28 protein-coding genes and 1 tRNA gene are annotated in these 25,085 nt (G+C 67.2%); 16 read left to right on the top strand and 13 right to left on the bottom strand.

The genetic code is table 11. From position 1 onward, the window contains the following. Positions 1–11 precede the first annotated feature (11 nt). The 6 genes from KYX69_RS05450 to KYX69_RS05425 all read left to right on the top strand — a co-directional run bounded on the left by KYX69_RS05450 (position 12) and on the right by KYX69_RS05425 (position 7,773). Positions 12–767 carry a molybdopterin-binding protein gene (locus KYX69_RS05450; RefSeq protein ID WP_300494660.1) on the top strand — a complete coding sequence of 252 codons (756 nt, stop codon included), beginning with the start codon at positions 12–14 and terminating at the stop codon, positions 765–767. A gap of 94 nt (positions 768–861) precedes the next feature. Then, entirely contained in the window at positions 862–1,944 is a 1,083-nt protein-coding gene (locus tag KYX69_RS05445; RefSeq protein WP_300494657.1) for a hypothetical protein, read from the top strand. 155 nt (positions 1,945–2,099) lie between these two features. Then, entirely contained in the window at positions 2,100–3,503 is a 1,404-nt protein-coding gene (locus KYX69_RS05440; protein WP_300494654.1) for a pitrilysin family protein, read from the top strand. 1 nt (position 3,504) lies between these two features. Then, a complete protein-coding gene (locus KYX69_RS05435; RefSeq protein WP_300494651.1) occupies positions 3,505–4,920 on the top strand; it encodes a pitrilysin family protein in 1,416 nt (471 codons plus the stop codon). A gap of 212 nt (positions 4,921–5,132) precedes the next feature. Beyond that, complete coding sequence (locus KYX69_RS05430; RefSeq protein ID WP_300494648.1) at positions 5,133–6,470, top strand: LPXTG cell wall anchor domain-containing protein; 1,338 nt, start codon at positions 5,133–5,135, stop codon at positions 6,468–6,470. 109 nt (positions 6,471–6,579) lie between these two features. Then, positions 6,580–7,773, top strand: coding sequence for a hypothetical protein (locus KYX69_RS05425; protein WP_300494646.1), 1,194 nt, complete (start codon positions 6,580–6,582; stop codon positions 7,771–7,773). Here KYX69_RS05425 and KYX69_RS05420 read toward each other — a convergent pair. The 11 genes from KYX69_RS05420 to rplK form a co-directional block, all read right to left on the bottom strand. Next, positions 7,770–8,147 (bottom strand): hypothetical protein, encoded by a 378-nt coding sequence (locus KYX69_RS05420; protein WP_300494643.1) that lies wholly within the window; start codon positions 8,145–8,147, stop codon positions 7,770–7,772. The two genes, KYX69_RS05425 and KYX69_RS05420, sit on opposite strands and share 4 nt — an antisense overlap. A gap of 153 nt (positions 8,148–8,300) precedes the next feature. Continuing rightward, entirely contained in the window at positions 8,301–8,681 is a 381-nt protein-coding gene (rplL, locus tag KYX69_RS05415; protein WP_300494640.1) for a 50S ribosomal protein L7/L12, read from the bottom strand. Between the two features lie 56 nt (positions 8,682–8,737). After that, the gene (gene rplJ, locus KYX69_RS05410) at positions 8,738–9,253 is read right to left on the bottom strand and encodes a 50S ribosomal protein L10 (RefSeq protein ID WP_300494638.1); all 516 of its coding nucleotides are present in this window, start codon (positions 9,251–9,253) and stop codon (positions 8,738–8,740) included. Positions 9,254–9,694: 441 nt separating this feature from the next. Further along, positions 9,695–10,012, bottom strand: coding sequence for a hypothetical protein (locus KYX69_RS05405; protein WP_300494636.1), 318 nt, complete (start codon positions 10,010–10,012; stop codon positions 9,695–9,697). Between the two features lie 18 nt (positions 10,013–10,030). Then, entirely contained in the window at positions 10,031–11,518 is a 1,488-nt protein-coding gene (locus KYX69_RS05400; protein WP_300494634.1) for a L,D-transpeptidase family protein, read from the bottom strand. A gap of 78 nt (positions 11,519–11,596) precedes the next feature. Beyond that, positions 11,597–11,917: a multidrug efflux SMR transporter gene (locus KYX69_RS05395; protein ID WP_300494631.1), complete on the bottom strand. Its 321-nt coding sequence runs from the start codon at positions 11,915–11,917 to the stop codon at positions 11,597–11,599. A gap of 124 nt (positions 11,918–12,041) precedes the next feature. Beyond that, positions 12,042–12,872, bottom strand: a complete 831-nt coding sequence (locus KYX69_RS05390; protein WP_300494629.1) for an alpha/beta hydrolase — start codon at positions 12,870–12,872, stop codon at positions 12,042–12,044. 91 nt (positions 12,873–12,963) lie between these two features. Next, positions 12,964–13,422 carry a YaiI/YqxD family protein gene (locus tag KYX69_RS05385; RefSeq protein ID WP_300494626.1) on the bottom strand — a complete coding sequence of 153 codons (459 nt, stop codon included), beginning with the start codon at positions 13,420–13,422 and terminating at the stop codon, positions 12,964–12,966. A gap of 40 nt (positions 13,423–13,462) precedes the next feature. Beyond that, positions 13,463–15,205 (bottom strand): DEAD/DEAH box helicase, encoded by a 1,743-nt coding sequence (locus KYX69_RS05380; RefSeq protein ID WP_300494728.1) that lies wholly within the window; start codon positions 15,203–15,205, stop codon positions 13,463–13,465. A 173-nt stretch (positions 15,206–15,378) separates the two neighbouring features. Continuing rightward, positions 15,379–16,077, bottom strand: a complete 699-nt coding sequence (gene rplA / locus KYX69_RS05375) for a 50S ribosomal protein L1 (protein WP_066663143.1) — start codon at positions 16,075–16,077, stop codon at positions 15,379–15,381. Between the two features lie 4 nt (positions 16,078–16,081). Then, on the bottom strand, positions 16,082–16,513 hold the full coding sequence (rplK, locus tag KYX69_RS05370; protein ID WP_066663141.1) for a 50S ribosomal protein L11: 432 nt from the start codon (positions 16,511–16,513) through the stop codon (positions 16,082–16,084). A gap of 272 nt (positions 16,514–16,785) precedes the next feature. On the opposite strand from rplK, the gene KYX69_RS05365 reads away from it, so the two are divergent. The 9 genes from KYX69_RS05365 to KYX69_RS05325 all read left to right on the top strand — a co-directional run bounded on the left by KYX69_RS05365 (position 16,786) and on the right by KYX69_RS05325 (position 21,830). Next, positions 16,786–16,862, top strand: a tRNA-Trp gene (locus KYX69_RS05365). Positions 16,863–16,907: 45 nt separating this feature from the next. Then, complete coding sequence (locus KYX69_RS05360) at positions 16,908–17,486, top strand: YqaA family protein (protein WP_300494619.1); 579 nt, start codon at positions 16,908–16,910, stop codon at positions 17,484–17,486. Then, positions 17,483–17,896, top strand: a complete 414-nt coding sequence (locus tag KYX69_RS05355; RefSeq protein WP_300494616.1) for a ketosteroid isomerase-related protein — start codon at positions 17,483–17,485, stop codon at positions 17,894–17,896. The genes KYX69_RS05360 and KYX69_RS05355 overlap by 4 nt, the downstream gene beginning before the upstream one ends. After that, on the top strand, positions 17,893–18,480 hold the full coding sequence (locus KYX69_RS05350; protein ID WP_300494614.1) for a GNAT family N-acetyltransferase: 588 nt from the start codon (positions 17,893–17,895) through the stop codon (positions 18,478–18,480). The genes KYX69_RS05355 and KYX69_RS05350 overlap by 4 nt, the downstream gene beginning before the upstream one ends. Continuing rightward, on the top strand, positions 18,477–19,373 hold the full coding sequence (locus tag KYX69_RS05345) for a carbon-nitrogen hydrolase family protein (protein WP_300494611.1): 897 nt from the start codon (positions 18,477–18,479) through the stop codon (positions 19,371–19,373). Before KYX69_RS05350 ends, KYX69_RS05345 begins: the two co-directional genes overlap by 4 nt. A 390-nt stretch (positions 19,374–19,763) precedes the next feature. Further along, on the top strand, positions 19,764–19,961 hold the full coding sequence (gene secE, locus KYX69_RS05340) for a preprotein translocase subunit SecE (RefSeq protein ID WP_300494608.1): 198 nt from the start codon (positions 19,764–19,766) through the stop codon (positions 19,959–19,961). A gap of 25 nt (positions 19,962–19,986) precedes the next feature. Then, a complete protein-coding gene (gene nusG / locus KYX69_RS05335) occupies positions 19,987–20,526 on the top strand; it encodes a transcription termination/antitermination protein NusG (RefSeq protein ID WP_066659168.1) in 540 nt (179 codons plus the stop codon). Positions 20,527–20,706: 180 nt separating this feature from the next. Continuing rightward, on the top strand, positions 20,707–21,366 hold the full coding sequence (locus KYX69_RS05330) for a DUF433 domain-containing protein (protein WP_367280181.1): 660 nt from the start codon (positions 20,707–20,709) through the stop codon (positions 21,364–21,366). After that, a complete protein-coding gene (locus KYX69_RS05325; RefSeq protein WP_300494603.1) occupies positions 21,363–21,830 on the top strand; it encodes a hypothetical protein in 468 nt (155 codons plus the stop codon). The genes KYX69_RS05330 and KYX69_RS05325 overlap by 4 nt, the downstream gene beginning before the upstream one ends. Positions 21,831–21,841: 11 nt before the next feature. Here the strand turns inward: KYX69_RS05325 and KYX69_RS05320 are convergent, their stop codons facing one another. Further along, positions 21,842–22,693, bottom strand: a complete 852-nt coding sequence (locus KYX69_RS05320; RefSeq protein ID WP_300494601.1) for a hypothetical protein — start codon at positions 22,691–22,693, stop codon at positions 21,842–21,844. 288 nt (positions 22,694–22,981) lie between these two features. On the opposite strand from KYX69_RS05320, the gene KYX69_RS05315 reads away from it, so the two are divergent. After that, positions 22,982–23,620, top strand: coding sequence for a Crp/Fnr family transcriptional regulator (locus KYX69_RS05315; RefSeq protein WP_300494600.1), 639 nt, complete (start codon positions 22,982–22,984; stop codon positions 23,618–23,620). Here KYX69_RS05315 and KYX69_RS05310 read toward each other — a convergent pair. Further along, positions 23,583–25,049 (bottom strand): TRAFs-binding domain-containing protein, encoded by a 1,467-nt coding sequence (locus KYX69_RS05310; protein WP_300494599.1) that lies wholly within the window; start codon positions 25,047–25,049, stop codon positions 23,583–23,585. The two genes, KYX69_RS05315 and KYX69_RS05310, sit on opposite strands and share 38 nt — an antisense overlap. Positions 25,050–25,085 lie beyond the last annotated feature (36 nt).

The raw sequence follows: 25,085 nt of genomic DNA, 5'->3' as shown, positions 1-25,085 counted from the left end.
ATGGCGGGTTTATGAGCGAGCGCATCTGGACCGCCGGGCTGGTCATCATCGGGGACGAGATCCTGTCGGGTCGGACCCAGGACAAGAATGTCGCGCAGGTCGCGATCTGGCTGAACGTGCAGGGCATTCGCCTGTCCGAAGTGCGCGTGGTTCCCGATGTGCAGGAGCGGATCGTCGCGGCGGTCGATGCGATCCGCACCGGATACGATTATTGCTTCACCACCGGCGGGATCGGGCCGACGCATGACGACATCACCGTCGATGCGATCGCGGCGGCGCTGGGCGTGCCGGTGGTGGTGCATCCCGAGGCGCGTGCGGTGCTGGAGCGCTATTACGAGACGCGCGGCGGGTTGACCGAGGCGCGGTTGCGGATGGCGCGGGTGCCGGAAGGGGCGGACCTGATCCCCAACCGCATGTCGGGTGCGCCGGGCATCCGCGTCGGCAATATCTTCATCATGGCGGGCGTGCCGCATATCACCGCGGGGATGCTCGACGCGCTGACCGGCACGCTGGAGGGTGGCAAGCCGGTGGTGAGCGGGACGATTGGCTGCTGGGTCGCCGAGAGCGAGGTCGCCGACATCCTGCGCGCGACCGAGAAGGCGCATGAAGGCGTGGCGATCGGCAGCTACCCGTTCTTCCGGGAGGGGCGGGTGGGCGCGAATTTCGTCGTCCGCGCGACCGATGATGCGGTGGTCGCGGCGTGTCTGGCCGACCTGACTGCGCAACTGGAGGCGACGGGGCGCGAAGTCACGCAGGGCGGGATCTGACGCCGGCGTCGGCGTGGCGGCACCGAAAGCGACCGATCGACGTTCGTTGCGGCTGTGATACAGACATCGGATGCGATGCATTCTTCTTTTCGCCATGCTGTGCAGCATCGCCATGCCGGCGGTAGCGGGTCAGGCGCTCGCGCTGACGGATGGGGAGGAGCGGCGCCTCGACGCATTCCGGGCGGAGAAGACGGCACGTCGACTTGCTGCGCAAAAGGCTGCCAAGGAGGCCGATTTTCGCACCGCCCAGCGGATCTGGGAGGAGATCGCCGCCGACTGTGAAGCCGTGCTGGCGGATGTGAAGCCGTGCAGTGAGTTTTATGGCGCTCTGATGACCGCTGCCAGCCGGACGGGCGACACGGTCATGGAGCGCTATGCCGAATCCAAATGGCGCGTCGGCGTGTTCGTGGCGAGCGCTCCGGTCCCCGCGACAGCGACGGAAGCCGAGCGCCGGGTCGGCCTGCGGGACAAGACTCTCGATGTCGTCGCGGCGGAGACGGTGCTCCGGCAGGCCATCGCCCGTTCTGCCGGGACTGATCCCGCCGTGCACGGGGAGCAGAGCGATTTCCATTTGGCGCTGGTGCGAATTTACCTGGCGCGGCGTGACATGGCGAAGGTTGCAACCCACGCCATCCAGGCCGCCGAGATGGCCGAACGGGCGGATACGCTGATGGCGGCGATCAAACCTGGCGAGGTGCGGCAAAGCGACGATTCACGCTGGTTCTGGTCCCGCAGGATCTCCGCGCAATTGGCCGATGAGTTCGAGAAAGCGGGGCAACATGCAGCGGCGGAAACCGTGTTCCGCGCCTTGTTGGCCTATGAACCCGAACGCCGTCGCTGGCTCGTGCTGGGCCGGCTTGCCCGCGTGATCCATCTGCAGGGACGCGCGGCTGAGGCGGCGAGTCTGTCGTTGCAGGCGCTGGATCAGCAGCGGCGCTATCATGTCGCGACCCATCCCGGCCTGATCGCGACCTATGGCTATGTTGCCCGCGACTATGCGGGACTGCCCGACGGTGCGGCGACGTCGCGCACGCTGTTGCGGCTGCAGGACCAGGCGTTGCGGGCACGCATCGCGGCCTATCCAAGTTTCGACGCCGCGGCGCAGCGCGAAATGGCGCGCGCCGGGCGCGATTACCGGTTGGCGGTCGAGATCAACTGGCGCCTGTCACGCCGCTGACGTGTGTGCCGCCGCACCTCAGCACGGCGGATGATGAGCGAACCTTAGCAACCCGTCGCTGATCTTCGGCCAGCGCCCCTTGCCCTCGCGCGCTGTACTGATAGGCTAATACAGCTGACGAGTCAGAGGGGATTGCCATGACAGGGAAACGATGGATGATCGCGCTTGCGCTGGCCGGGGCGGTGCTGCCGCTGGGGCTCGCCGCGACGCCCGCAGCGGCGCAGACCGCGCCGGCCAAGCTACAGGTCGAGATCCAGTATTTCACGCTGCCCAATGGCCTGCGCGTGGTCCTGGCGAAAGACACGCTGAGCCCGACGGTGACGGTCGGCGTCTATTACGGCATCGGATTCCGCATCGAGCCGCGCGAGCGCACCGGCTTTGCGCATCTGTTCGAGCATCTGCTGTTCCAGGGGTCAAAGAACGCGCCCAAGGGCGTGCATATCAGCACGATCAGCAACGCCGGCGGCATCCTGAACGGGTCGACCCGCTACGACTTCACCAACTATTTCGAGGTGGTGCCGTCCAACGCGCTGGAGCGGATGCTGTGGCTCGAGGCGGATCGCATGTCCGCGCCGGTGATCAACGACGAGGTGCTGAAGAACCAGCAGGGCGTCGTGGGGAACGAGGTCAAGGTCAACGTCCTCAACCAGCCCTACAGCACCTGGTCGTGGATCGACCTGCCGATGCTGGCGAATACCAACTGGTACAATAGCCACAATTTCTACGGCGAGCTGAAGGAGATCGAGGCGGCGACCGTCGCGGACGCCAAGCAGTTCTTCGACAGCTTCTACAAGCCGTCCAACGCCGTGCTCGTGGTCGCGGGCGACATCGATTATGCCGCGACCAAGGCGATGGTCGAGAAATATTATGGCTGGATGCCCAAGGCGCCGCCGGTCAAGCTTCCCGACATCAGCGAGCCGCGCCAGACCGCGGAGAAGTTCCGCGCGCGCACCGACGCTCTGGCGCCCAAGCCCGGCTGGGCAGCGGGATACCATGTCCCCGCGCGCGGCACGCCCGAATGGTATGCGATGGGCCTGATCGACCAGATGCTGGTCAAGGGCAATGACAGCCGCCTGTATCGCAAGCTGGTCGCCGAGACCGGGATTGCGGGCGAGGTTGGCGGCGGGATCAACTTCCCGCTGGGCAACATGTTCAACTATCAGGGGCCGATGCTGTGGAGCTTCAACTTCACGCATGACGCCAATCGCAGCCGCGACGAGATCAAGGCGGCGGTGGACGCAGTGATCGAAGAGCTGCGGACCAAGAAGGTGACGCCGGAGGAGCTGGCGCGGGCGCGGACCAAGATGCGTTCCTCGCTTTATTCGACGATCGACGGGACGGGGCGCATTGGCCTCATCGACCTGCTCGCGGTCTATGCGCTGTTCGACAATGACCCGAGCAAGGTCAACGGCCTTGAGGACGGGTTCGCCAAGGTGACGCCCGAGCTGATCCAGAAGACGGCGCAGGAATATCTGCGCCCGACCAACCGCTCGATCTATGTCATCGATCCCGGTGCGGCCCAGCCCGCCGCGCCCGCCGCTCAGCAAGGAGGCAAGTGAGATGCGCCGCATGATCGCCAGCCTGACGGCTGCTGCCCTGCTCGCCGCGCCGATGGGCGTCGCCGCGCAGGAGCTTCCCTCGACCCCGCCGCCAATCCCCGCGCCCAAGCCGTTCAAGGTGCCGGCGAGCGAAACCTATGTCCTGGCCAACGGGATGAAGGTGACGCTGATCCCCTATGGCGTCGTGCCCAAGGCGGTGGTGTCGCTGCAGACCTATACCGGGTCGATCGATGAAGGGCCGGATACCTGGCTCGCGGGACTGACGCTCGACATGATGCGCGAGGGCGCGGGCGGCATGACCGCCGCGCAGATCGCGCAAAAGGCGGCCGAGATGGGTGGCGGCATCGGCACCGGGTCGGGTTCGACCTCCTCCGGCGTGTCGATCAACGTGCTGTCGGAGCGGATCACGGATGCGATCGGACTGGTCGCCGATGTCGCGCAGCGGCCGAGCTTTCCCGAGGCCGAACTGGCGCGGGTCAAGGCCAACTGGAACCGCCGCCTCGCGATCGCGCTGACCCAGCCGGGGACGCTGGCCAATGCGGCGGTGACGCGCGCCTATTATGGCACCGACCATCCCTATGGCCGGGTGCTGCCGACCCCGGCGCAGTTCAACGCATATGACGCGGGCAAGCTCAAGGCATGGCATGCCGCCAATTTCGGGGCGAAGCGGTCGCACCTCTACATCGCCGGGCGCTTCGATGCAGCGGCGGTGAAGGCGGCGGTCGAGAAGGCGTTCGGCGGCTGGACCGCCGGGCCGGAGCGGGCGCTGATCCCGGTGAATCCCAAGCAGGGGCCGCAGGTGCTGCTGATCGACCGGCCGGGTGCGCCGCAATCGACGATCAACCTGGTGTTCCCCGCGCCCGACGCCGGGACGCCGGGCGATATCCCGACGCGGGTGATGAATGCGTTGCTGGGCGGATCGTTCAGCTCGCGCATCACGCGCAATATCCGGGAGAATAAGGGCTATACCTATTCGCCGGGGTCGGGTGTGTCGTTGCTGCCGACCAATGCGGTGTGGACGTTCAACGCCGATGTCACGACGACCGCCACGGGTCCGTCGCTGACCGAGGTGTTCAAGGAAATCCGCGAGCTGCAGACGACTCCGCCGGGCGATGAGGAAGCGAACGGGATGCGGCAATATATGGCCGGGCTGTTCGCGATCCAGAATTCGACGCCGGGCGCGCTGGTCAACACGCTGGCGACGCGTGATGCGCTGGGTCTGCCGCGCGACTGGCTCGACAATTATGTCCCGGCGACGCTGAGTGTCACCAATGCGCAGATCAGCGAGGCGGCGAAGCGCTTTCCCCTCGACAAGTTGACTTTGGTCGTCGTTGGCGACCTCAAGGTTGTCACGCCACAGCTTCAGGCTTTGCCGGAACTAAAGGGCATAGAATTCAAGACGGTGACCGTTCCCTGAACAAATGTTCAGGTTATTGAACAACTAGTCACGGGGGCGGCGCAAGTCGTCCCCGTTTTTGTTCGAGTAAAGCGGAATCGTCAACTGGTCGATGTCCGACAACAACTCGCCGCAATTTTGAGGGCTATGTGCGACGAATTGCGGGTTCCACTTGTTGACCCCCCGTTATGACCCACACACCACATCATGCGCGACCCGCGCTTCGCCGAGCAGTGGCGCTGCTTTTCGCCGCCGCCGCTCTCCCCGCAACCGCGCTGGCACAGGAGACGGTGACGCCGCCGACGGTGCTGGTGCCCGCGACGCCGGCCCCGGCTCCTGCGCCGCAGCCGGTCACGCCGCCGCCGGTCCAGGCTCCGGTCGCGCAAACGCCGCCTGCCGGTGAGTCGCGCACGACGATTGCTCCCGGCGTGGTCGAGCAGGCGCAGCAGGAGGCGCGTGAGCGTGCCGCTGCCCGCCAGGCCGAAGCGCGTCCAGCACGTCCGACCCGCGCGGTCGAAACGCCGCAGCGTGCCGCTCCGGCAGCTCCGGTGGCCGCTGAACCCGACCCGGTGACCGAACGCGCACCGACGCCCGTCGAGCCGGTTGCTGAGACGCCGCCTCCCGTCACTGAGCCCGTCGCCGATCCGGTCGCAGCCCCAGTCGAGACGACTGGCGAGGGCGGCACCATGTGGCTGATCCTGGCCGCGCTGGGCGGTGTCGCCGCGCTGATCGCGGGTGCGATGCTGTTGCGCCGTCGTCGCGAAGATGCGCCGCTGATTGAGGAAGAGGTCGCCATCGCGGCACCGGTCGAGCCGCTCCCCACGCCCGTGGCGACGCCGCGCGCTCCAGATCCGGTCATCGCGCGCCCGGTTGCCAATCCGATCGCCGCCGCCCCGGCGTTCATCGCGCCGCGTCGCGAGCCGGAACTGGGTGAGCGGATCGCACCGGTTGCAAAGCCCAAGGCGAAAGCTGCGAAGGTGTCGGCGTCGAAGCCGGCACTCGAAAATGCCGAGCTTTCCGATGCGGATCCGGCGGATGTCGCCGCCGTGCTGGGCGGCGCGCGCCCGGCCGGCAGCCGTCCGCAGCTGGAACTCGCGATCCGTCCGACCCGTGCAGGGATGAGCCGCCGCGGTGCCAAGGTCGGGTTCGAACTGACCGTTGCCAACGCTGGCGGTGCGCCTGCTCAGGACGTGCGGATCGGTGCCTTCATGCTGGGCGAGCATAGCGCGCAGCAGAGCGAGATCGAGCGGATGCTGACCAATCCGCCGAAGGACTCGAGTCTGTCGGCGGAGACGATCGCGCCGGGTGACGGGGCGACTCTCGAAGCGATGCTGACGATGCCGCGCGACAAGGTCGATGCGATTGCCGGTGACGATGACGGCTTCACGCCGGTGCTGGTCGCCGATGCCCGCTACCGCCTGCCCGACGGGCGGGAAGGGCGCACGGCCGCCGCGTTCCGCATCGGACGTAGCAATGGCGGGATGCAGCTGGAGCCGATCGCGATCCAGGACGACCCGTCGATGTATGACGATGTCGAGGCCGAACTGGTCGGTGTCCCGGCCAAGGTGTGATGCCTTGGTTCATCTCCCGCCCCGGTTTGCGCCGGGGCGGGTCGTTTTTCCGGCAGGCCCGCGCATTTTTTGGTGCGCGGGCCTGCCATCTCCATGCTAGGCGCGGCGCGTGACTGTGACGCCCCTTCGCGCGACCACCGCGCTGACCATGATCCTGCTGCTTGCGAGCCCGGCTGCTGCCCAGAATGGCCAGCAGCCGACGGTGATCACCCCGCCGATCGGCAACTTCGACATCAACCCGAATCCAACGCCGCGCGCGACGCCGACCCCGACTCCCGCGCCCGCGCCGCAACCGGCGGTGACGCCGGTCCCGCAGGCGACGCCGTCGCCGCGTCCTGCAGCCACGCAACCTGCCCCGCGTCCGACCGCGCCTGCAGATGCGCAGCCCACGCCCGTGCCGAGCCCGACACGATTTGGTCCGTCGGATTTCACGCCGGTCGCGACACCGCAGCCCGGGCCGGTGCCGGGCAGTGCCGTCCCGACGGCAAGCGCGACCCCGGCGGCGGCGGGCGAACCGCTGCCGGCATGGTTGTGGCCTGCGCTTGGCGCCGCGGCGGCATTGGTTGTCGGGCTGGTGGCTGGCATCGCAATTGCCGGGCGCCGTCGCCGTCGCCGCGACGCGGTCCCAGAGGCGGAAGTGGCTGAAACGCCGGTGATTGCGTCGCCGCCGACGCCGGGACCGCCGGCACGTGCAGGGCTTGTGACGACGAAGGTCCCGCTTCGACCTGCACCCGAGCCACCGGCATCCGCCGCTCCGACTGCGCAGCCTGCGCCCGTCGCGCCGGTGCCGCCGCCGCCGGGTCCGCTGGTGACCGAGATCCGCCCGTTGCGCGCCGCGATCCGTGACGGCGTGGTGAGCATCGATTTCGAGCTCTACATCCAGAATCGCGGGCCGGAATCGGCGGACAATGTTCGCGCGGTGCTCGGCCTGTTCGCAGCCAATCCCGATCAGGATGCGCAGATCGCCGCCTTCCACGGCGCCGCGCGGATGGCGCCGGGGTCGGAGCCGTTCAGCATCGCACCGGGCGGCATCCATATGCTGAAAGGTCAGGTGACGCAGGCAGGTGAGCAGATGCGCGTCGTCAATGTCCAGGGCAAGCCGATGTTCGTGCCGATCCTGCCGGTGGCGCTCAAATGGTATGCCGGCCTGTCGATCCGCACGTTGCGCGACAGCTTCATGATCGGGACGGTGCCTGCGCCTGGCAGCGACCGGCTGGGGCCGCTCTGGGTCGAGCGTGCGGCGGAGGGGTTCGGGCGGCTCGCGGCGAAGCGGTATGTGCCGAAGGACTCGGCTGGGGCTTAACGCAGGACCAGCACGAGCAGGACGAGGATCGCCGCGCTCGCGATGAGCAGCATCGCCATCATCCGGCTGAGATTGCCGAGACCGCGCCATGGCAGTGCCTCGTCGAGCAGCGGACTGTTCGGTGTGATCGTTGCGGGATCGACGCCAGTTTCGTGGGTCAGCGCGGCGGCGAACCGATCCCATGTGTCGGAGGCATTCGCGACATCGGCGGGGAGGACGTTCAGGAGCGAGCGGAACACGTCGCCCGCGGTTTGCCAGGACGGCGCATCGGCATAATCGAGCGTGACGCCGAAAATTGCCTCGATCTCGTCGATTGCGGCGATCTCGTCGAGATCGCCGCAGAGGCCGACGCTGGCGGGGTTGCTCTTATCCATCGACGCGGATCGCTAACAGTTCGCCGGCACGTCGCAAACGAAAAGGGGCGGCCCGTTGCCGGACCGCCCCCTTCATCTAGCAAGCGGATCGCTTGCCGCACGAGATCCCGGCCTGCGCCGGGATGAGTCCTGTGCGCCTTGCGGCGCTCAGGCTCACTTGATCTCGACGGTCGCGCCGGCTTCTTCGAGCTGCTTCTTGAGCTTCTCGGCTTCGTCCTTCGACACGCCTTCCTTGACGGCCTTCGGCGCGCCCTCGACGAGGGCCTTCGCTTCGGTCAGGCCGAGGTTGGTGATCGCGCGGACTTCCTTGATGACGTTGATCTTCTTGCCACCGTCGCCGGTGAGGATCACGTCGAACTCGGTCTGCTCAACGGCAGCTTCAGCCGAACCGCCAGCAGCGCCACCGACAGCGGCAACTGCGACCGGAGCAGCGGCGCTGACGCCCCACTTCTCTTCGAGGAGCTTCGACAGCTCAGCGGCTTCGAGGACGGTCAGTTCCGACAGCTGGTCAACAAGAGCGTTCAGGTCAGCCATTTGATATTCCCTTCAAAAATTCAGATTGGTTCGAAAAATCGCAAATGAACGTCGGCTCAGGCCGCGTCCTTCTCCGCATAGGCATTGAACACGCGGGCGAGCTGCGCCGCGGGTGCCTGGGTGATCGACGCGAGCTTGGCTGCCGGTGCCTGAAGCAGGCCGACAATCTTGCCGCGCAGTTCGTCGAGCGAAGGCAGCGATGCGAGCGCCTTCACGCCTTCCGCGTCGAGCAGCATGCTTCCCATTGCGCCGCCGACGATTTCGAGCTTGTCGTTCGTCTTGGCGAAATCCGACACCACCTTGGCGGCGGCGACCGGATCGGTCGAATAGGAAAGCGCCGTCGGACCCGTCAGCAGGTCCGCGAGCACCGCATAATCGGTGCCCTCGATCGCGATCTTGGCAAGGCGGTTCTTTGCGACCTTGTAGCTCGCGCCAGCTGCACGCGCCTTGTTGCGGAGGTCCGTCGACTGCTTGACGGTCATCCCGAGGTTGCGGGTGACGACCACCACTGCGACCTCGTTGAAGGTGCTGTTCAGCTCGGCAACGGCCTGGGTCTTCTGAGAACGATCCATGCCTGTCTCCTCACTATGCCCCGGCCAGGGCCGGAGCGGTTACGCCAGAGACCGGGCGGCTGCCCGATCCCCAATGTCCGTGGGGGCATGATCGTCAGGGCCGGAAGGGTCCGGCGGGCTGACCCGGACGCTCCGCAGGTGCGAAGGCGGCCGGTGAAAAATCTCTGTCCCCGTCTTGGCGGGAAATTAAGTACGGCCAGTTGCCGTACACCCACTGTCTCGGACGGAACGCGCGCCGGTTGCCCGGTGACGCGAAGGCGCGCTCATAGCGGGTGGGGGACAGGAGTCAAGGGTGGGGCTATTCAGTTCCTCCCCGGCACGGGGAGGGGGACCGGCGGAGCCGGTGGAGGGGGCCCGAGGCAAGCCAACGTGCTTCGAGGAGGGCCCCCTCCGTCAGCGCTACGCGCTGCCACCTCCCCGTTCCGGGGAGGATTTAGGGTGTCACTCCGCCGGAGCGGCCTGATTGCCGGAGGTTTCGCCGCGCTGGACGCGCGCGGTCATGCCGACGGCTTCGGCGTCGTCCTGAATCTGCGCTTCGTCGGGCGTCGCCGGTTCGGCCACCGGTGCCGGGGTCGTCGCATTCTCGGTCTCAACCGGCGCGGCATCGGTGATGTTTTCCGCGGGCAGCTCTTCGGTCAGATCCATCGCATTGACCGCATTTTCGACGGGCGCGGCTTCTTCCGATGCGCCCGAGCAGGCGGCAAGCGCAGCGGCGGCGGCGAAGGCGGTGGCGAGCTTGAGCGTGCGGCGATAGTTCATGTGGTTCTCCCCTGTGGTTCAGCGCGCGGACTGGGCCTGGGTGGCCGAGCGCGCCTCGATCTTGGATGCGAGCGTCTTATCCCAGTTATAGGGATCGCCGCGGAAATTCATCGTGCCATTGGCGCTGCCATAGGCGGTCCAATAGAGCAGATAGACCGCGACCTGCTTTTGCAGCGGTACGCGCGTGGTCTGTCCGGTGGCAAGTGTGGCCGCGACCTTTTCCGGCGTCCAGACGGGGTCGCCCGCCATCAGCAGATTGGCGAGGTCCGCCGGGCGTTCGAGCCGGATGCAGCCATGGCTGGCGAGCCGGTCGTAGCGCGAGAAGGTGCCCTTGGTCGGCGTGTCGTGCAGATAGACCGCGAAGGGGTTGTTGAAGTCGAACTTGAATTTCCCCAGCGCCGAATGTGACGGCTGTTGCTGCAGGCGGCGGTTGGCGCCGGTGCCGATGACCTTGAACCCGTTGCGCGCGAGATAGGCCGGACCCTTGGGGAACAGCTCACGCGCGGCGATGCCGGCGGGGACGTTCCACGGCGGGTTGATCACGACCGAATGGATGTTGGAGACCAGCATCGGCGTCTCGCCGCCGCCGGGCTTGCCGGTCACGCCGCGCATCGACATCACCGGGCGGTCGCCCTCGAACACCGCGACGCTGGCCGAGGCGATATTTACCTGAACCCGGTCGGTCGGCATCTCCTTGGGCATCCAGCGCCAGCGTTCCATGTTCGCCATGATCTGCCGCACGCGCGCCTCGACCGGAACGTTGAGCGCGGCGAGCGTGCCACTGGAGACGGTGCCGGTGGGGTTGAGGCCGTAGCGGCGCTGGGCGCGGATCACCGCCTCTTTCAGGTCCGCGTCGAAACTGTTGCCGAGCCGGGCGACGCCGTCATCCTCGACCGCCAGCCGAGCGCGCAGTGCGGCGACACGCGGGCCGGTCGCGCCGACGGTCATGTCGGGACCGGCGGGGATCGCGCTCCAGCCGCCCGCCGCCTCGATCAGGCGATAGCGGGCGAGGCCGACGCGCAGCGTCTCATAGCCCTCGTATGGCGGGGCGAGGTCGGCGAACCACTGCGCCAGCCGGTTGTCGGCGAGCGCGCGGGTCAGGCCGGGGATGGGGTCCCACGCCGCTGGGCGCAGTGCCCAATCCTCCTGGAAATCGGCGGTGTCGAGCCGGCCGATATGGATCGCGCGGGCATAATCGAGCGCGGCGCGGACCAGTCCCGCGTCATCGGCGGGGAGCACTTCCGCCGCCTGAGTCGAATAGCGCAGGCCGTGCGCGATCCGGCCCTGCACGATGATGCGGCGCAGCTCTTCGGCCTGTGCCGGGGTGACCGTCGGCAAGGGCAGCGCGGCGGGGGTCGGCTGGACCTGCAGCGGCGCGGCGGTCGGGGTCGCACTGGGGGAGGGCGCGGGCCGGGGGGACGGCGTTGCGCTTTGCGCCAGCGCGGGTGCCGCCGCTGCGAGCATCAGGGAGGCCGCGACCAGATGCGGCCCGGTTCGTGCGAACATCGAAAGCTGTTTCCTTATCACCGGTGCGCGGGATGATAGGGCGGGCGTCGGCGATTGTCACCCGCCGACGCGCCCGGTTCAGATGGATGCGTTCAACTTCGTCCCGGCGACCCCGATGACGATCAGCGCCATGAACCCGGCCTGGACCAGCGACACCTTGTCCCCGAACAGGATCACGCCGCCGATGATCACGCCGACCGCGCCGAGCCCGGTCCAGATCGCGTAGGCGGTGCCCGCCGGGATATCGCGCATCGCCAGCGCGAGCAGCGCCATGTTGAGGAAGCTCAGCACGATCGGCACGGCGGCGGCCTGCCAGGTGCCGGCGGTCGCGGCCCATTTCAGGCTCAATGCCCAGATGATTTCGGTGAACACGGCAATGCCGAGGATGATCCACGCCATGCGGGGTCTCCATACGTGCGGGCTCGAAAGGACGGGCGCGCAGGCCGGAAACCCGTAAGAGGCGGCGCGCCGTACCGGGCAGTCCCGGTGTTCGGCGCGCGTCTTAGCCTCCATCAGGCAGGGGTCAAGTCTGGGCCGACAAGCGCGCGGCGATCCAGCCGAGGATATCGCCCATCACCACCTCCTTGCCGGTATCGGCGAGCAGGTCGTGATAATAGCCGTCATAGAGTTTCAGCGTCTTGTCGGTCGATCCGGCACGGTCGAAGAAGAAGCGGCTGCCGACCGGAAGGGTGGCGTGATCATCGGCGCCGTGGATGATCAGGATCGGCATCGAAAAGGCGCCGAACGACACTTCAAGGCGCTTGTCGGCGGCCCATAGCTCGCCCACGGTGCGCGCGGGCTGGGTTTCGTTGGCGATCAGCGGATCGGCGTCCATCATTGCGACATGCGCGGGATCGCGCGAAAAATCGGCGTTCTTGAGCTTGAGCACGCCGAGCCGCGGCAGGAAGCCGCCGAGCCATTGCAGCAGGTTGAGCGCAAAGCGCGGCGCGGGGACGCGGAAGGCGAAGCTGTGGCAGACGAGGCCAGCGAGCTGTTCCTGATGCTTGAGCGCATAGCTGGTCGCGATGACGCCCCCGGCGCTGTGGCCGATCAGAAAAACCGGAAGGCCGGGATGGTCGGTCCGGGCGCGGTCGAAGGCGAGTTGCAGGTCGGCGAGATAATCGTCGAACTGCTCGACATAATAACGGGGGCCGTCCGATGTGCCGCGACCGCGCAGATCGACCGCGTAACAGGCATAGCCTGTGGCATTCAGCTGCTCTGCCGGCCACTGCATGTGGCCGCCATGTGCGTTGAACCCGTGCTGAAGGACCACCACCGCCTTTGCATCCGCCAGCGGCCAGCTGTGCAGGTTGATGCCGGTGCCGTCGGGGTGAACGATGCGTTGCTCGGCCATGCGCGCCTCCTGTTGGACGCGTGGAGGGTAACAGCTGTGGGCTGGGGCGACGATTACCCCTTTGGGTAGGTCCGAGTAGCGTTCGGGTCGGTCAGGGCAGGCGTGCCAAGCGCACGAGCACCTCGTCGAGCGCGGAGAGGAAGCGCGAGCGGTCTTGTTTGCCGAACGGGGCGGGGCCACCGATCTGGTCGCCGCCGGCGCGCAGATCGGCCATGATCGCGCGGGTGGCGATCGCCGCGCCGATCGAACTGGTGGTGAAAGGCTTGCCGGCGGGGGAGAGCACGGTCGCCCCAGCCTTGAGACAGCGGTCGGCGAGCAGGATGTCGGCGGTGACGACCACCGTTTTCGGCCCGGCACGCTCGGCAATCCAGTCGTCGGCGGCGTCGAAGCCGTCCGACACGATGGTGCGCGCGATCAGCGGGTGATCGGGGATGCGGATAAAGCTGTTGGCGACGATCGTCACCGCCACCTCGCGGCGCCACGCCACCTTGTAGATTTCGTCCTTTACCGGACAGGCGTCGGCGTCGACGAGGATGTGGAGGGTGGTCATGGGCTTCTCCTCAGCCCCCTAAAGGGGGGCTTAGGAAGGATCACTTCTTCGGCGGCTTGCCGCGATGGGGCTTGGGCGCGCGCGGGGGCTGGCCGCCACCGGGACCACCCGCAGGACGCGCGCGGTGCATCGGGCGGCTGTGGTTGCGTGGCTTGCCGTGACGCGGCTCATGGTCGCCGCGCGTGCCTGGCGGGGGCGGGCCGTCGGCGCGCTCGATCAGCACATCCTCGTCCGCTCCGGCCGACTTCGCGACTTCGCGGGCAAAGCGGTCGGCCATCGCGCTCGGCACCTGGAAGCGGGTTTCGCCGGCGCCGATGCGGATCGCGCCGATCTCGCTCTTGGTCACATGACCGCGCCGGCAGATCAGTGGCAGGATCCAGCGCGGATCGGCATTCTGGCGGCGGCCGACATTCATGCTGAACCAGACCGTGTCGTCAAAGCCCGGACGATGGACCGGACCACGCTGATCGGACGGGCCGCGGTCGATCAGCTCTTCGGGCGCCGGCATCGACGCGCGGTGGGCGCGGACCAAAGCAGCGGCAATATCCTCCGCCGTCATCTTTTCCATCAGCTCGGCGGCGAGTGCGCGATCATCCTCGTCCGGCTCGACCGGGGCGGTGATCTTTTCGATCAGCCGGTCGCGGTCCTTGGCCTTGATGTCCTCGACGCTGGGGACGGGCAGCCACTCGGCGTTGATCTTCGCCTGCTTCAGCGTCATTTCGACGCGGCGGCGGCGCGGATAGGGCACGATGAGCACGGCGGTGCCCTTCTTCCCCGCGCGTCCGGTCCGGCCCGATCGGTGCTGAAGCGCCTCGGCGTCGCGCGGCAGCTCGACATGGATCACCAGGCTGAGCGTCGGCAGGTCGATCCCGCGCGCGGCGACGTCGGTGGCGACGCAGACGCGCGCGCGGCGGTCGCGCAGTGCCTGCAGCGCATGGTTGCGTTCCGACTGGCTATGCTCACCCGACAGCGCGACGGCGGAAAAGCCGCGCTCGACCAGATTGGCGTGGAGGTGGCGGACATTGTCGCGCGTTGCGCAGAACAGCATCGCCGTCTCCGCCTCGTGAAAGCGCAGCAGGTTGATCACGGCATGCTCGATGTCCGACGGCGCGACGGTGATCGCCTGATAGGCAATGTCGCCATGGCCGCGATCCTCGCCCACGGTGGAAATGCGCAGCGCGTCGCGCTGATAGCGCTTGGCGAGTGCGACGATCGGCTTGGCGAGCGTGGCGGAGAACAGGAAGGTGCGCCGCTCGGTTGGGGTCGCGTCGAGCAGCGCCTCCAGCTCCTCGCGAAAGCCCATGTCGAGCATCTCGTCGGCTTCGTCGAGCACCGCGACCTTGAGCGCGGAGAGGTCGAGCGCGCCGCGGTCGAGATGGTCGCGCAGACGGCCCGGGGTGCCGACCACGATATGCGTGCCATGCGACAGCGCGCGCCGCTCACGCGAGGCGTCCATGCCGCCGACGCAGGTGGCAACACGTGCGCCTGCTGCGGCATAGAGCCAGCCCAGTTCCTTGGCGACCTGAAGAGCGAGTTCGCGCGTCGGTGCGATCACCAGCGCCAGCGGCAGGCGCGGCGCGGGCAGCGCGCCGTCGACCAGCAGGTCTTCGGCCATGGCGAGGCCAAAGGCGACGGTCTTGCCCGACCCGGTCTGGGCCGAGACAAGCAGGTCGCGGCCGCGCGCATCGTCCTGCGTCACTTCGGCCTGAACGGGGGTCAGCGCTTCGTATCCGCGCTGGGTCAGCGCCTCGGCGAGGCGGGTGGGAAGGTGTGAAAAGGGCATCAAGCTCACAAATATGCCGCGCGCCCCGCGGGCAGCGCGTCGGAATCGAGTTTATCGCGGGGATTTGCGCCGCCCGTAGCGCATTTTTGTTGGTTTGGCGAGGGGCGCGCTTGCCAACAAAAAACCCCGGGGTTGCCCCCGGGGTTCTTCGTGGTTCGCTTGGGTAGCGAAGATCAGATCGCCGACACCTGGGCGACGTCGACCTTCACGCCCGGGCCCATCGAGGACGAGACTGCGACCTTGCGCAGATACTTGCCCTTGGCGCCCGACGGCTTCGCCTTGATCACGGCGTCGACCAGCGCATCGAAGTTCGAGCGCAGGTCGGCGGCCGAGAACGACGCCTTGCCGATGCCCGAATGGATGATGCCAGCCTTTTCGACGCGATATTCGACCTGGCCGCCCTTGGCTGCCTTGACCGCTTCGGCGACGTTCATGGTGACGGTGCCGAGCTTCGGGTTCGGCATCAGGCCCTTGGGACCCAGCACCTTGCCGAGGCGGCCGACCAGACCCATCATGTCCGGGGTCGCGATGCAGCGATCGAACTCGATCTTGCCGCCCTGAACGATCTCGAGCAGGTCTTCGGCGCCGACGACGTCCGCACCCGCTTCACGGGCTTCGTCCGCCTTCGCGCCCTTGGCGAACACGCCGACGCGCACGGTCTTGCCGGTGCCGGCGGGCAGGGTGACGACGCCACGGACCATCTGGTCGGCGTGACGCGGATCTACGCCCAGGTTCAGCGCGACTTCGATGGTCTCGTCGAACTTGGCGGTCGCGTTCTTCTGCGCCAGCGCGATGGCTTCATCGACGCCATACAGCTTTTCGCGGTCGACGGTGCCGGCCAGGGCCTTCTGCTTCTTGGTCTGCTTAGCCATGGGTTCAGCCCTCCACCACTTCGAGGCCCATCGCGCGGGCAGAGCCTTCGATGATGCGCGTTGCGGCATCGAGATCGTTGGCGTTGAGATCCTTCATCTTCGCGGTCGCGATTTCAGCGAGCTGCGAGCGCTTGATCTTGCCGGCCGAGATCTTGCCCGGCTCCTTCGAGCCCGACTTGAGGTTCGCGGCCTTCTTGATGAGGTAGGTTGCCGGCGGCTGCTTCGTTTCGAAGCTGAAGCTGCGGTCAGCGTACACGGTGATGACGGTGGGGAGGGGCGTGCCCTTTTCCTGCTCGCCGGTCGCCGCGTTGAACGCCTTGCAGAACTCCATGATGTTGACGCCGCGCTGACCCAGCGCCGGACCGATCGGCGGCGAGGGGTTGGCGGAGCCCGCAGGCACCTGGAGCTTGATATAGCCCGTAATTTTCTTTGCCATTATTCTCACTCTGTCGCTGGGCGCGGCTTGCGGCCACGCCCGGTTCAAGTTTAGCGGTCCAGACGCCCCGGACGTGTGGCCCGGTGCTCCCGCAATTCCATCGGTATCCGGTGGAAGCGCGCGCCCTTAGCGAGGAAGCTGGCTGAAGGCAAGCGCGGGCTTTTTGGCTTGCAATGTTGGAAATTCGATGTTCTAACTATGTTCTGTTCGGTTTTTGGTCGCAGGCGGCTCTTGTGCGATTTCCAAAGCGTCGCTAAAGCGCGGCACCGCACAGGGGTGTAGCTCAGCTGGTTAGAGCGTCGGTCTCCAAAACCGAAGGCCCTCGGTTCGAATCCGAGCTCCCCTGCCAACTCTTCCGGGCGCACCCGGACCCCTTGCAGAGGTTTCGCCCCGCATGTTCCGCGCGCTCTACGACTGGACGCTGAAGCTCGCAGCGCACCGTCACTCCGACCGCTATCTCGCCGCGGTGTCGTTTGCCGAATCGAGCTTCTTTCCGATTCCGCCCGATGTGATGCTGATCCCGATGATGCTGGCGCAGCGTCAGCGCGCCTATTGGATCGCGACGATCTGCACCGTCGCGTCGGTGCTGGGCGGGATTGCGGGCTATGCGATCGGCTATTTCCTGTTCGACACGATCGGGCAGTGGATCATCGACCTGTATCATCTGGGCAGCAAGGTCGAGAGCGTCCGGGCGCTGTATGACGAATGGGGCGCGGTGGTGACGTTGACGGCGGGGATCACGCCGCTGCCGTTCAAGCTGATCACGATCGCCAATGGCTTTTTCCATTACAATTTCCCGCTGTTCGTGATCCTGGCGGTCATCGGGCGCGGCTTTCGCTTTTACCTGCTCGCCTTCCTCGTCCATCGCTGGGGCGAGCCGGTGCAGGCGTTTATCGAGGAGCGGCTGACCTTGCTCGGCTGGCTGGCGATGGTGCTGCTGATCGGCGGCTTTGGCGTGATCACGCTGATTTGAGCGCACGCGACGCCACCGCCGCGCTGATCGCGCGCTATTACGCCGCGTTCAACGCCGGCGACAATGACGCGATGCTTGCCTGCCTGAGCGAGGATGTCGCGCACGACATCAACCAGGGCGGGCGGCAGCGCGGCAAGGCGGCGTTCCGCGACTTCCTGGCGCATATGGACCGGTGTTACCGCGAGCGGCTGACCGATATCGTGGTGATGACGTCGCCGGACGGCGCGCGGGCGGCGGCGGAGTTCGTCGTGCACGGGGCGTATCTGACGACCGACGAGGGGCTGCCGCCCGCGACCGGCCAGACCTATGTCCTGCCGGCGGGCGCGTTTTTCGAGATTCGCGATGGCCTGATCGCCCGCGTCTCCGTGCACTACAACCTTGCCGACTGGATCGCACAGGTCGGGGGATGAGCGTCAGCGTCCGCACGCTCGATCCCGGCGAGGTGCAGGAGCGCATCGCCGATCTGGCGCGGTTGCGGATCGCGGTGTTTCGCGAGTGGCCATACCTCTATGACGGCGATGCCGGGTATGAGAGCGGCTATCTCGCCAGCTTTGCCGCCGCGCCGCATGCGGTGCTGGTCGCGGCGTTCGATGGCGATGACATTATCGGCATGGCGACCGCGTCGCCGCTGAGCGCGCAGGGGGCTGCGGTGCTGGAGCCGGTCGCGGCGCACGGGTTCGATGTGCCCACGACCTTTTACTTCGGCGAATCGGTGCTGTTGCCGCAGTGGCGCGGGCAGGGGATTGGCCATGCGTTTTTCGACCAGCGCGAGGCGGGGGCGCGGCGAGCGGGCGCGCGCACTGCCACCTTCTGCTCGGTGATCCGGCCCGACGATCATCCGATGCGACCCGAGGGCGCGCGCAGCCATGCGGCGTTCTGGACCGCGCGCGGCTATCGCGAAGTGCCGGGGCTGGTCTGCACGATGCACTGGGCAGACCTGGGCGAGGCGGGCGAGACGCCGCACCGCTTGCAATTCTGGAGCCGCGCGCTGTGACCGCCTTCATCCTTGCCGCCGCGGCCTATCCGGTCGAGCAGCTTGCCGATTGGGATGCCTATGCGGCCAAGATCGCGCGCTGGGTCGCGGAGGCGGCGGACGGCGGTGCCAGATTCGCGGTGTTTCCCGAATATGCCGGGATGGAGCTGACCGCGCTCGACCCCGTAAGCGTCGAGGACCTGCATGGATCGATCGCGGCGCTGGGGTCGCTTGTGGAGCGGGTCGATGCGCTGCATGCCGAGCTGGCGATGCGGCACGGCATGTACATCTGCGCCGGGAGCCTGCCGGTGCGCGAGGATGACGGCGTGTTCCGCAACCATGCGCGGCTGTTCGCGCCGAGCGGGAAGATGGGCACGCAGCGCAAGATCGTGATGACGCGGTTCGAGCGCGAGGAATGGAATATCGGCGGCGGCGCGCCGCTCCATGTGTTCGACACTGATCTGGGGCGGATCGGCATCGCGATTTGCTATGATGTCGAATTCCCCCTGCTGGTCCGCGCGCAGGTGGAGGCAGGGGCGACCCTGATCCTCGCCCCGTCGGCGACCGATAGCCTGCACGGATACCACCGCGTGCGCGTGGGCGCGCAGGCACGGGCGCTGGAGAACCAGTGTTACGTCGTGCAGGCGCCCGTCGTGGGGGAGGCCGAATGGACCCCCTCGCTCGGCATCAGCCATGGCGCGGCGGGGATTTATGGCCCGCCCGATCTCGGCTTTCCCGCCGATGGCGTGGTGGCGATGGGCGCGATGGATGCGCCGGGATGGGTGTTCGGGGAGATCGACCCGGCCAAGGTCGCGCAGGTGCGGGCCGAGGGGGCGGTGTTCAACCATCGCCATTGGGATGAGCAGGGCGCGCGGGTGGCGCTGCCGGTGGTTGCGGTGGTGGAGTTGCGGTGAGGGGGGCAGGGCAATCCTCCCCGGAACGGGGAGGTGGCAGCGCCCTTCGACGCCGCCTATGGCGGCGCTCAGGATAAACTGCTCCGAAGGAGCAGCGCTGACGGAGGGGGCCCGAGGCACCGGATTCCATTGCCTCGCGCCCCCTCCACCATGCTGCGTATGGTCCCCCTCCCCGTTCCGGGGAGGATTGTCAGGGCTACGCATCTAGTTCCTCCCCTGCGGTGCAGGGGAGGAATTTCTCTGCTCCCCAAGCCCCTTGCCCCCCTGTGCCCAAGTCGCTAGATAGCGTCCCCAATCCGACATCGTGATGGGGTTCGCCGGGTTCCTTGCTGAAGGAGCCGGGCGGAGAAACCTGTCCCGGAGCCGGGCATTTTATTCGCGAGGCAACAAGTGGCGAAGACCAATCCGCTGGAATTCATGCGCCAGGTGCAGGCCGAGACCAAGAAGGTCGTGTGGCCGACCCGCAAGGAAACCATCATGACCGGCGTCATGGTGCTGATCATGGCGACCCTGCTCGGCCTCTTCTTCTTCGGCGTCGACCGTCTGTTCGGCGCGATCGTGAACTTCCTCCTCAGCCTCGCGGGCTGAGCGGCCAGATAACGGGAAACATTCCATGGCGGCGCGCTGGTACATCATTCACGCCTATTCGGGCTTCGAGAACAAGGTTCGGGACCAGATCCTGGCCGATGCGACGCGGCTGGGCCTCGACGCGCTGGTCGAATCGGTCGAAGTGCCGGTCGAGACCGTCACCGAAGTGCGGCGCGGCAAGAAGATCCAGTCGGAGCGGAAATTCTTCCCCGGCTATGTCCTCGCCAAGCTGAGCATGAACGACGACGTCTATCATCTGGTCAAGAATACGCCCAAGGTGACGGGGTTCCTGGGTTCGTCGGGCAAGCCGCAGCCGATCAGCGAGAGCGAGGCCGCGCGCATCCTGAATACCAAGGAAGAAGCCGCCGCCGCGCCCAAGCAGCAGGTCAAGGTCGATTACGAGATCGGCGACGCGGTCAAGGTGCTGGAAGGCCCGTTCGCGAGCTTCAACGGCGTGGTCGAGGAACTCGATTTCGACAAGTCGAAGGTCAAGGTCAGCGTATCGATCTTTGGCCGCGCAACGCCGGTCGAGCTGGACTTCGACCAGGTGGAGCGGTCGAAGTAAGGCTTTCGGCTTTGGGTTATGAAGAAGCCGGGGTGGCGACGCCCCGGCTTTTTTGTTGGAGGGGAGCCATAAGTTGAACGCGCGGGCAACAACGACAGCTTGACGTTACGCCTAGGATATCCGATTTTCCATGTTTGAGGGAGCGCTCCGCTGAAGCACATTTCGATCTCAGCCGATCCATTGCTCGCGGGCTTTTACAGCCCCGCTGACGCTTCGCGTCTGCTGAAGGTCGCCTCTCCAAAATTGCGAGGGTGGTTGAACGGTTGGCCCAGCAGCACGGCTGGTCCGATTGTTGACCGCGATTTCAAAGATACGCGCACGATTAGTTTTCTCGACCTAATGGAAATGAGATTCATTGAGGCCTTTCGTAGCCAAGGGGTCTCGATGCAGACGCTTCGAGCGGCCGCTGACCGGGCGCGCCGGGAGTGGGATCAGCCTCATCCGTTTGCTCTATCACGAGCTAAATACTTGACCGACAGGCGCAGCGTGTTCGCACAAGTGGCAGAGCAGAAGGGTGACCGGGTCACATGGGACTTAGCTTCGGGCCAACATGAGATGTGGGACGTCATCGAAGCTACAATTGCGAAAGGGGTTGAGTTCGATCCTTCTTCCGAACTCGCTCGCCGCTGGTTTCCAATGCCTGCTGAATTTCCAATGGTGGGGGTTGATCCAGCTGTAGCCTTTGGGAAGCCGGCGTTGGCTGAAGAAAGGATTCCGACCTCGGCTATCTACCGGATGTGGAAGGCTGAGGGCAGTATCGCCCGTGTTGCAGATGCTTTTGAAATTGATGAAGACGCCGTCCGAGCGGCTGTCGAGTTCGAGATACAGACTGCAAATTGAGGATCCGGGCTGACGAGCATATCGCGCCGACGATTGTTCAAGCGATCATTAAGATCGCGCTCACCGACGGATTCGAGCTGACATCAGTCCTGAAAGAGGGATTTCAAGGAAGTAGTGATGTCCATTGGATCACTGCTTTTGCTAACGATGGCGGTGAGGCAATTTTAACCGCAGATACTGACTTTTTGAAACAACCTCCTCAGGTGCAGGCGGTCGAGCGCACAGGCGTTCGGGTAATTCATTTGCCTGCGGCATGGGCCAATTCACCGCGCGCAATGCAAGCTGGCCATCTTATGATCTGGTGGCAACGGATCGAAGCCCAACTGGCGGCGATGAAGCCACGGGAATGCTACACGACGCCCTTTTCCATTTCGGATGTTCCCCTCAAAAAAGTCCAAATCGACTTTCAAGGCATGGCCAAAAAAGCAAAGAAAGCAAACCGGCAAAGCCGTCGCGGTAACTAGGTCGGGGGCCATCACCCCTTCCCCTTCCGCCACCCCGTGACCTGATCGAGCGCCGGTAGCGTCGGGAACGGCTCCTCGTGCGGGCTTTCGCTGGTCGCCGCTGTCGCTGAGCGGCGGGCGGCTTCGGCGACGTCGAAGGCGTCGCGGTCGCGTTGCAGGCGGGCTTCGTACATGGCGGACAGGCGGAAGCTGTGGGCTTCGCGGCTTTCGCCGCGGCGGCGTTTGATGTGTGGGGGTTCTTCCTGGAGGCGCACGCTCTGGTGGTGGAGGCGGAGCAGCATCATTGCCTCGTCCACCGTCATCGACGGGATCGCCGGGGGATCGTTGTGGCGCCAGGCGTCGTCGCGATAGCTGGAGGCGAGCGCGGCCTCCATCAGCGCCATTTCGACGCGCTCATAGCCGGTTTCGAGCGCGAGCTGCATTTCGCGGGCGAAGGCGGGGCTTTGGCGGCGCCTTGCGTAAAACGCCGAGTGGCTGAAGCCGGCGGCTGCGGCGGAGAGGCGGACGTTGGCGGTGGCGCTGAGCGCGGAGAGGAACGCCTGTTCGGCGGCGCGGTCGAGTGCGCGGGCGGGGAGGGCGCGCAGCTGCATGCGGCCCGATGCGGTGCGGATCGCGCGGGGCTCGGTCGTGTCGGGCTGGTCGGTCGCTGGGTCGCTTTCGTTGAGGCGGGCATGCGCGATGACGAGCGCGGCGTCCCATTCGGCGGCGAAGGCGGCGTCGCGGGCGCGGCGCTTGGTCATGGTCGAGCGGTGGAAGCCGAGGCTGCGCGCTGCCTCCCGCGCATTGCCGGTGCGACGCAGCGCGGCGAGGAAGGCGGCGTTCTCCTTGGCCTGACGCCGATTGAAGGGGCGGGTTCCGGTCACCGGTGAGTGTTCCGAAACCAAATCCAACATTGCAAGGGGGTTTGGGGCTGAGGGTTTCTTCTCCCTCTCTCCGCTTGCGGGGAGAGGGTTGGGGAGAGGGGGCTTTAGGTTTGGCTCTTGCCGATCCCGCTGCCCCGCTCCCGACCTCGCTGCGCTCGGCGACCCTCTCCCCGCAAGCGGAGAGAGGGAGATGCCGACCCACCGCGCAAATCGCCGGTTCGCGCCTGCGCCCATGCGGGTTATGCTCGTGGCATGGCGGCGGGGGCTGGATCAGGGAACGCGGGGGAATTGCGCGCGACGGTGGCGATGGTGCTGCGCTGTGGCGCGGGCGTCGCGGCGCTGCTGGCCGATGCCGGGCGCGTGCGGCGCTGTGGCCGGCGCGAGACGATTGCGCGGCAGGGGGATGCGGTCGCGACGCTCTGGCTGGTGATCGAAGGGCGGGTGAAGATCGAGTCGAGCTCGGCGGCGGGGCGGTCCAGCCAGCTGGCGCTGCATGGGCCGGGCGATTGGGTCGGGCAGTATGCCCGCGCGACGGCGGCGGTGGCGGATGTCGTGGTGGTGGAGCCGGCGGTGCTGCTGGGCTTTGCGGCGGGGGTGCTGCCGCGGCTGGCGGAGCGGCATGCGGAGCTGGGGGCGGCGCTGGCGGCGTCGTTCGCGCGGCAGCTGGAGGCGGTGACCGCGCGGCTGGATGCGCGCTCGACGCTGACGGCGCGCGGGCGGATCTGTGCCGAGCTGCTGGCGCGGGCGGGGGCGGGGCTGGTGATTGCGCCACCGCCGGTGGTGGCCGAGCTCGCGCATGCGGCGCAGACGACGCGCGAGACGGCGTCGCGGATGATTGCCGAGCTGGAGCGGCGCGGTATCGTCGTGCGCGACGCGGCGGGGCTGCGGGTCAGCTCGCCGCGCTTGTTGTCGGATCTGGTGATTTGAGAACGGGCCAGAGGCTGAAAAAGTCGTCGGAGTCCGGCAGTGCGTCGCTCGCTCCGGCGAGCGCGAGGCGGAAGGGCGCGCCGCGTGCGGCCAGCACGAGCGCGGCGGAGCGGGTCGCGATCGGGTAATGGCGCGGGGGGAGGGCGAGCAGCGCCTCCAGCGCGGCGGTGTCGGGCGCACCGTGCGGGCCGGGCGGGCGCTGGTCGAGCACGATGGCGGCGTTCTCGCCTGTCGCTTCGCACAGCGCGCGTGCGGCGTGCGCGGCGGCGACCGGATCGGTGAGGGTGACGTAGCAGCCCGACGGCAGCGGCTGCGGGGCTGCGCCTGTCAGCGCGGCGAGGTGATCGGCGGCGGCGTGGCCGGTGGCGAGCAAAGTTGCGACCTGATCGGGCGGGCCGAGATCGCAGCCGCCTGAACCGACGTCGCCGCCGCGCAGGTCGATGCGGCGCAGGTTCGCGCGGGCGGGAGGGTCGCGCTCGGCCTCGGTTCCGGCGAGGCGCAGCAGGATGGTTTCGCGGTCGAGCACTTGCGCGCTGCGGACGGCGCAGCCGATCGCCATTTCCTCAGCCAGCGCGACTGCGGCGGCGCTGAGACCGGCGGGGAGGTCGAGGATATCGACCTGGGCCGAAGCGGCGAGCAGGGCCTCGAACCGGGCGCGCCAGGCCTCGCCTGCGGGGGCGACGGAGCGGGCGACGAAGATGTCGGGCGGGGCGGGGAGGACGATGTGCAGATCGGCTCCGGCGCCGACCAGCGCTTCGGCAGCGAGGATGTCGAAGCCCGCTGCCAGCGCGCCGACCGCGATTCCCGCACCATTGGCGGCGATGGCGGCGGCGAGCTCTGTGCCCAACTGGGCGTCGTCGGCGCGGATGCCGATGGGGCCGGCGAAATGGACCGGCGCGGGCGGGCGGCAGGCGTCGAGCCAGGCGGCCGGGCGATCGAGTTCGGCCAGGATCAGCCGGAACTGGCGGATCGTGACGGCGTGATCCTCCCACGCGCGCGGGGTGCCGGCGATGGCGTCGCGCAGGGCGGCGCGCGCCTCGACCTCACGGTCGAGCAACAGCAGGGCTTCGGCGCGGGTGGCGGCGAGCCAGTAGCGCGTGTCGGGCTCATGCGCGCCGCTGTCGAGCAGGGCCAGCGTCTCGGTTGCGAGCTGAGCCGCGCGGGCGCGGGCGCCGCCGAGCAGCGACAGGGTGGCGGCGTTGATCAGCGGATAGGTGGCAGGCCGCGCCGCCGCCGCCTGGACATAGGCATCGGCCGCGTCGCGCAGCAATGCCATGCGCGCGGTGCCCTGTGCAGTCGCGGCCCGGTCCTTGAGCAGGCGGCCGCGCAGCGTCAGCGTGTCGGTCCCGGCGGGCTCCGCCGTCAGTAGCGACCAGGCGGCGTCGGTCGCCCCGGCGCGGGTAAGCGCGCGAATTTCCGACAAACTCATTCCAGCTTCACCCGCCTGTTACACACCGCACGAAGT

The organism is Sphingomonas sp., assembly GCF_030145815.1.
In the GTDB taxonomy this organism is placed as follows: Bacteria; Pseudomonadota; Alphaproteobacteria; order Sphingomonadales; family Sphingomonadaceae; genus Sphingomonas.
This window is presented reverse-complemented; position numbering and strand designations above follow the sequence as displayed.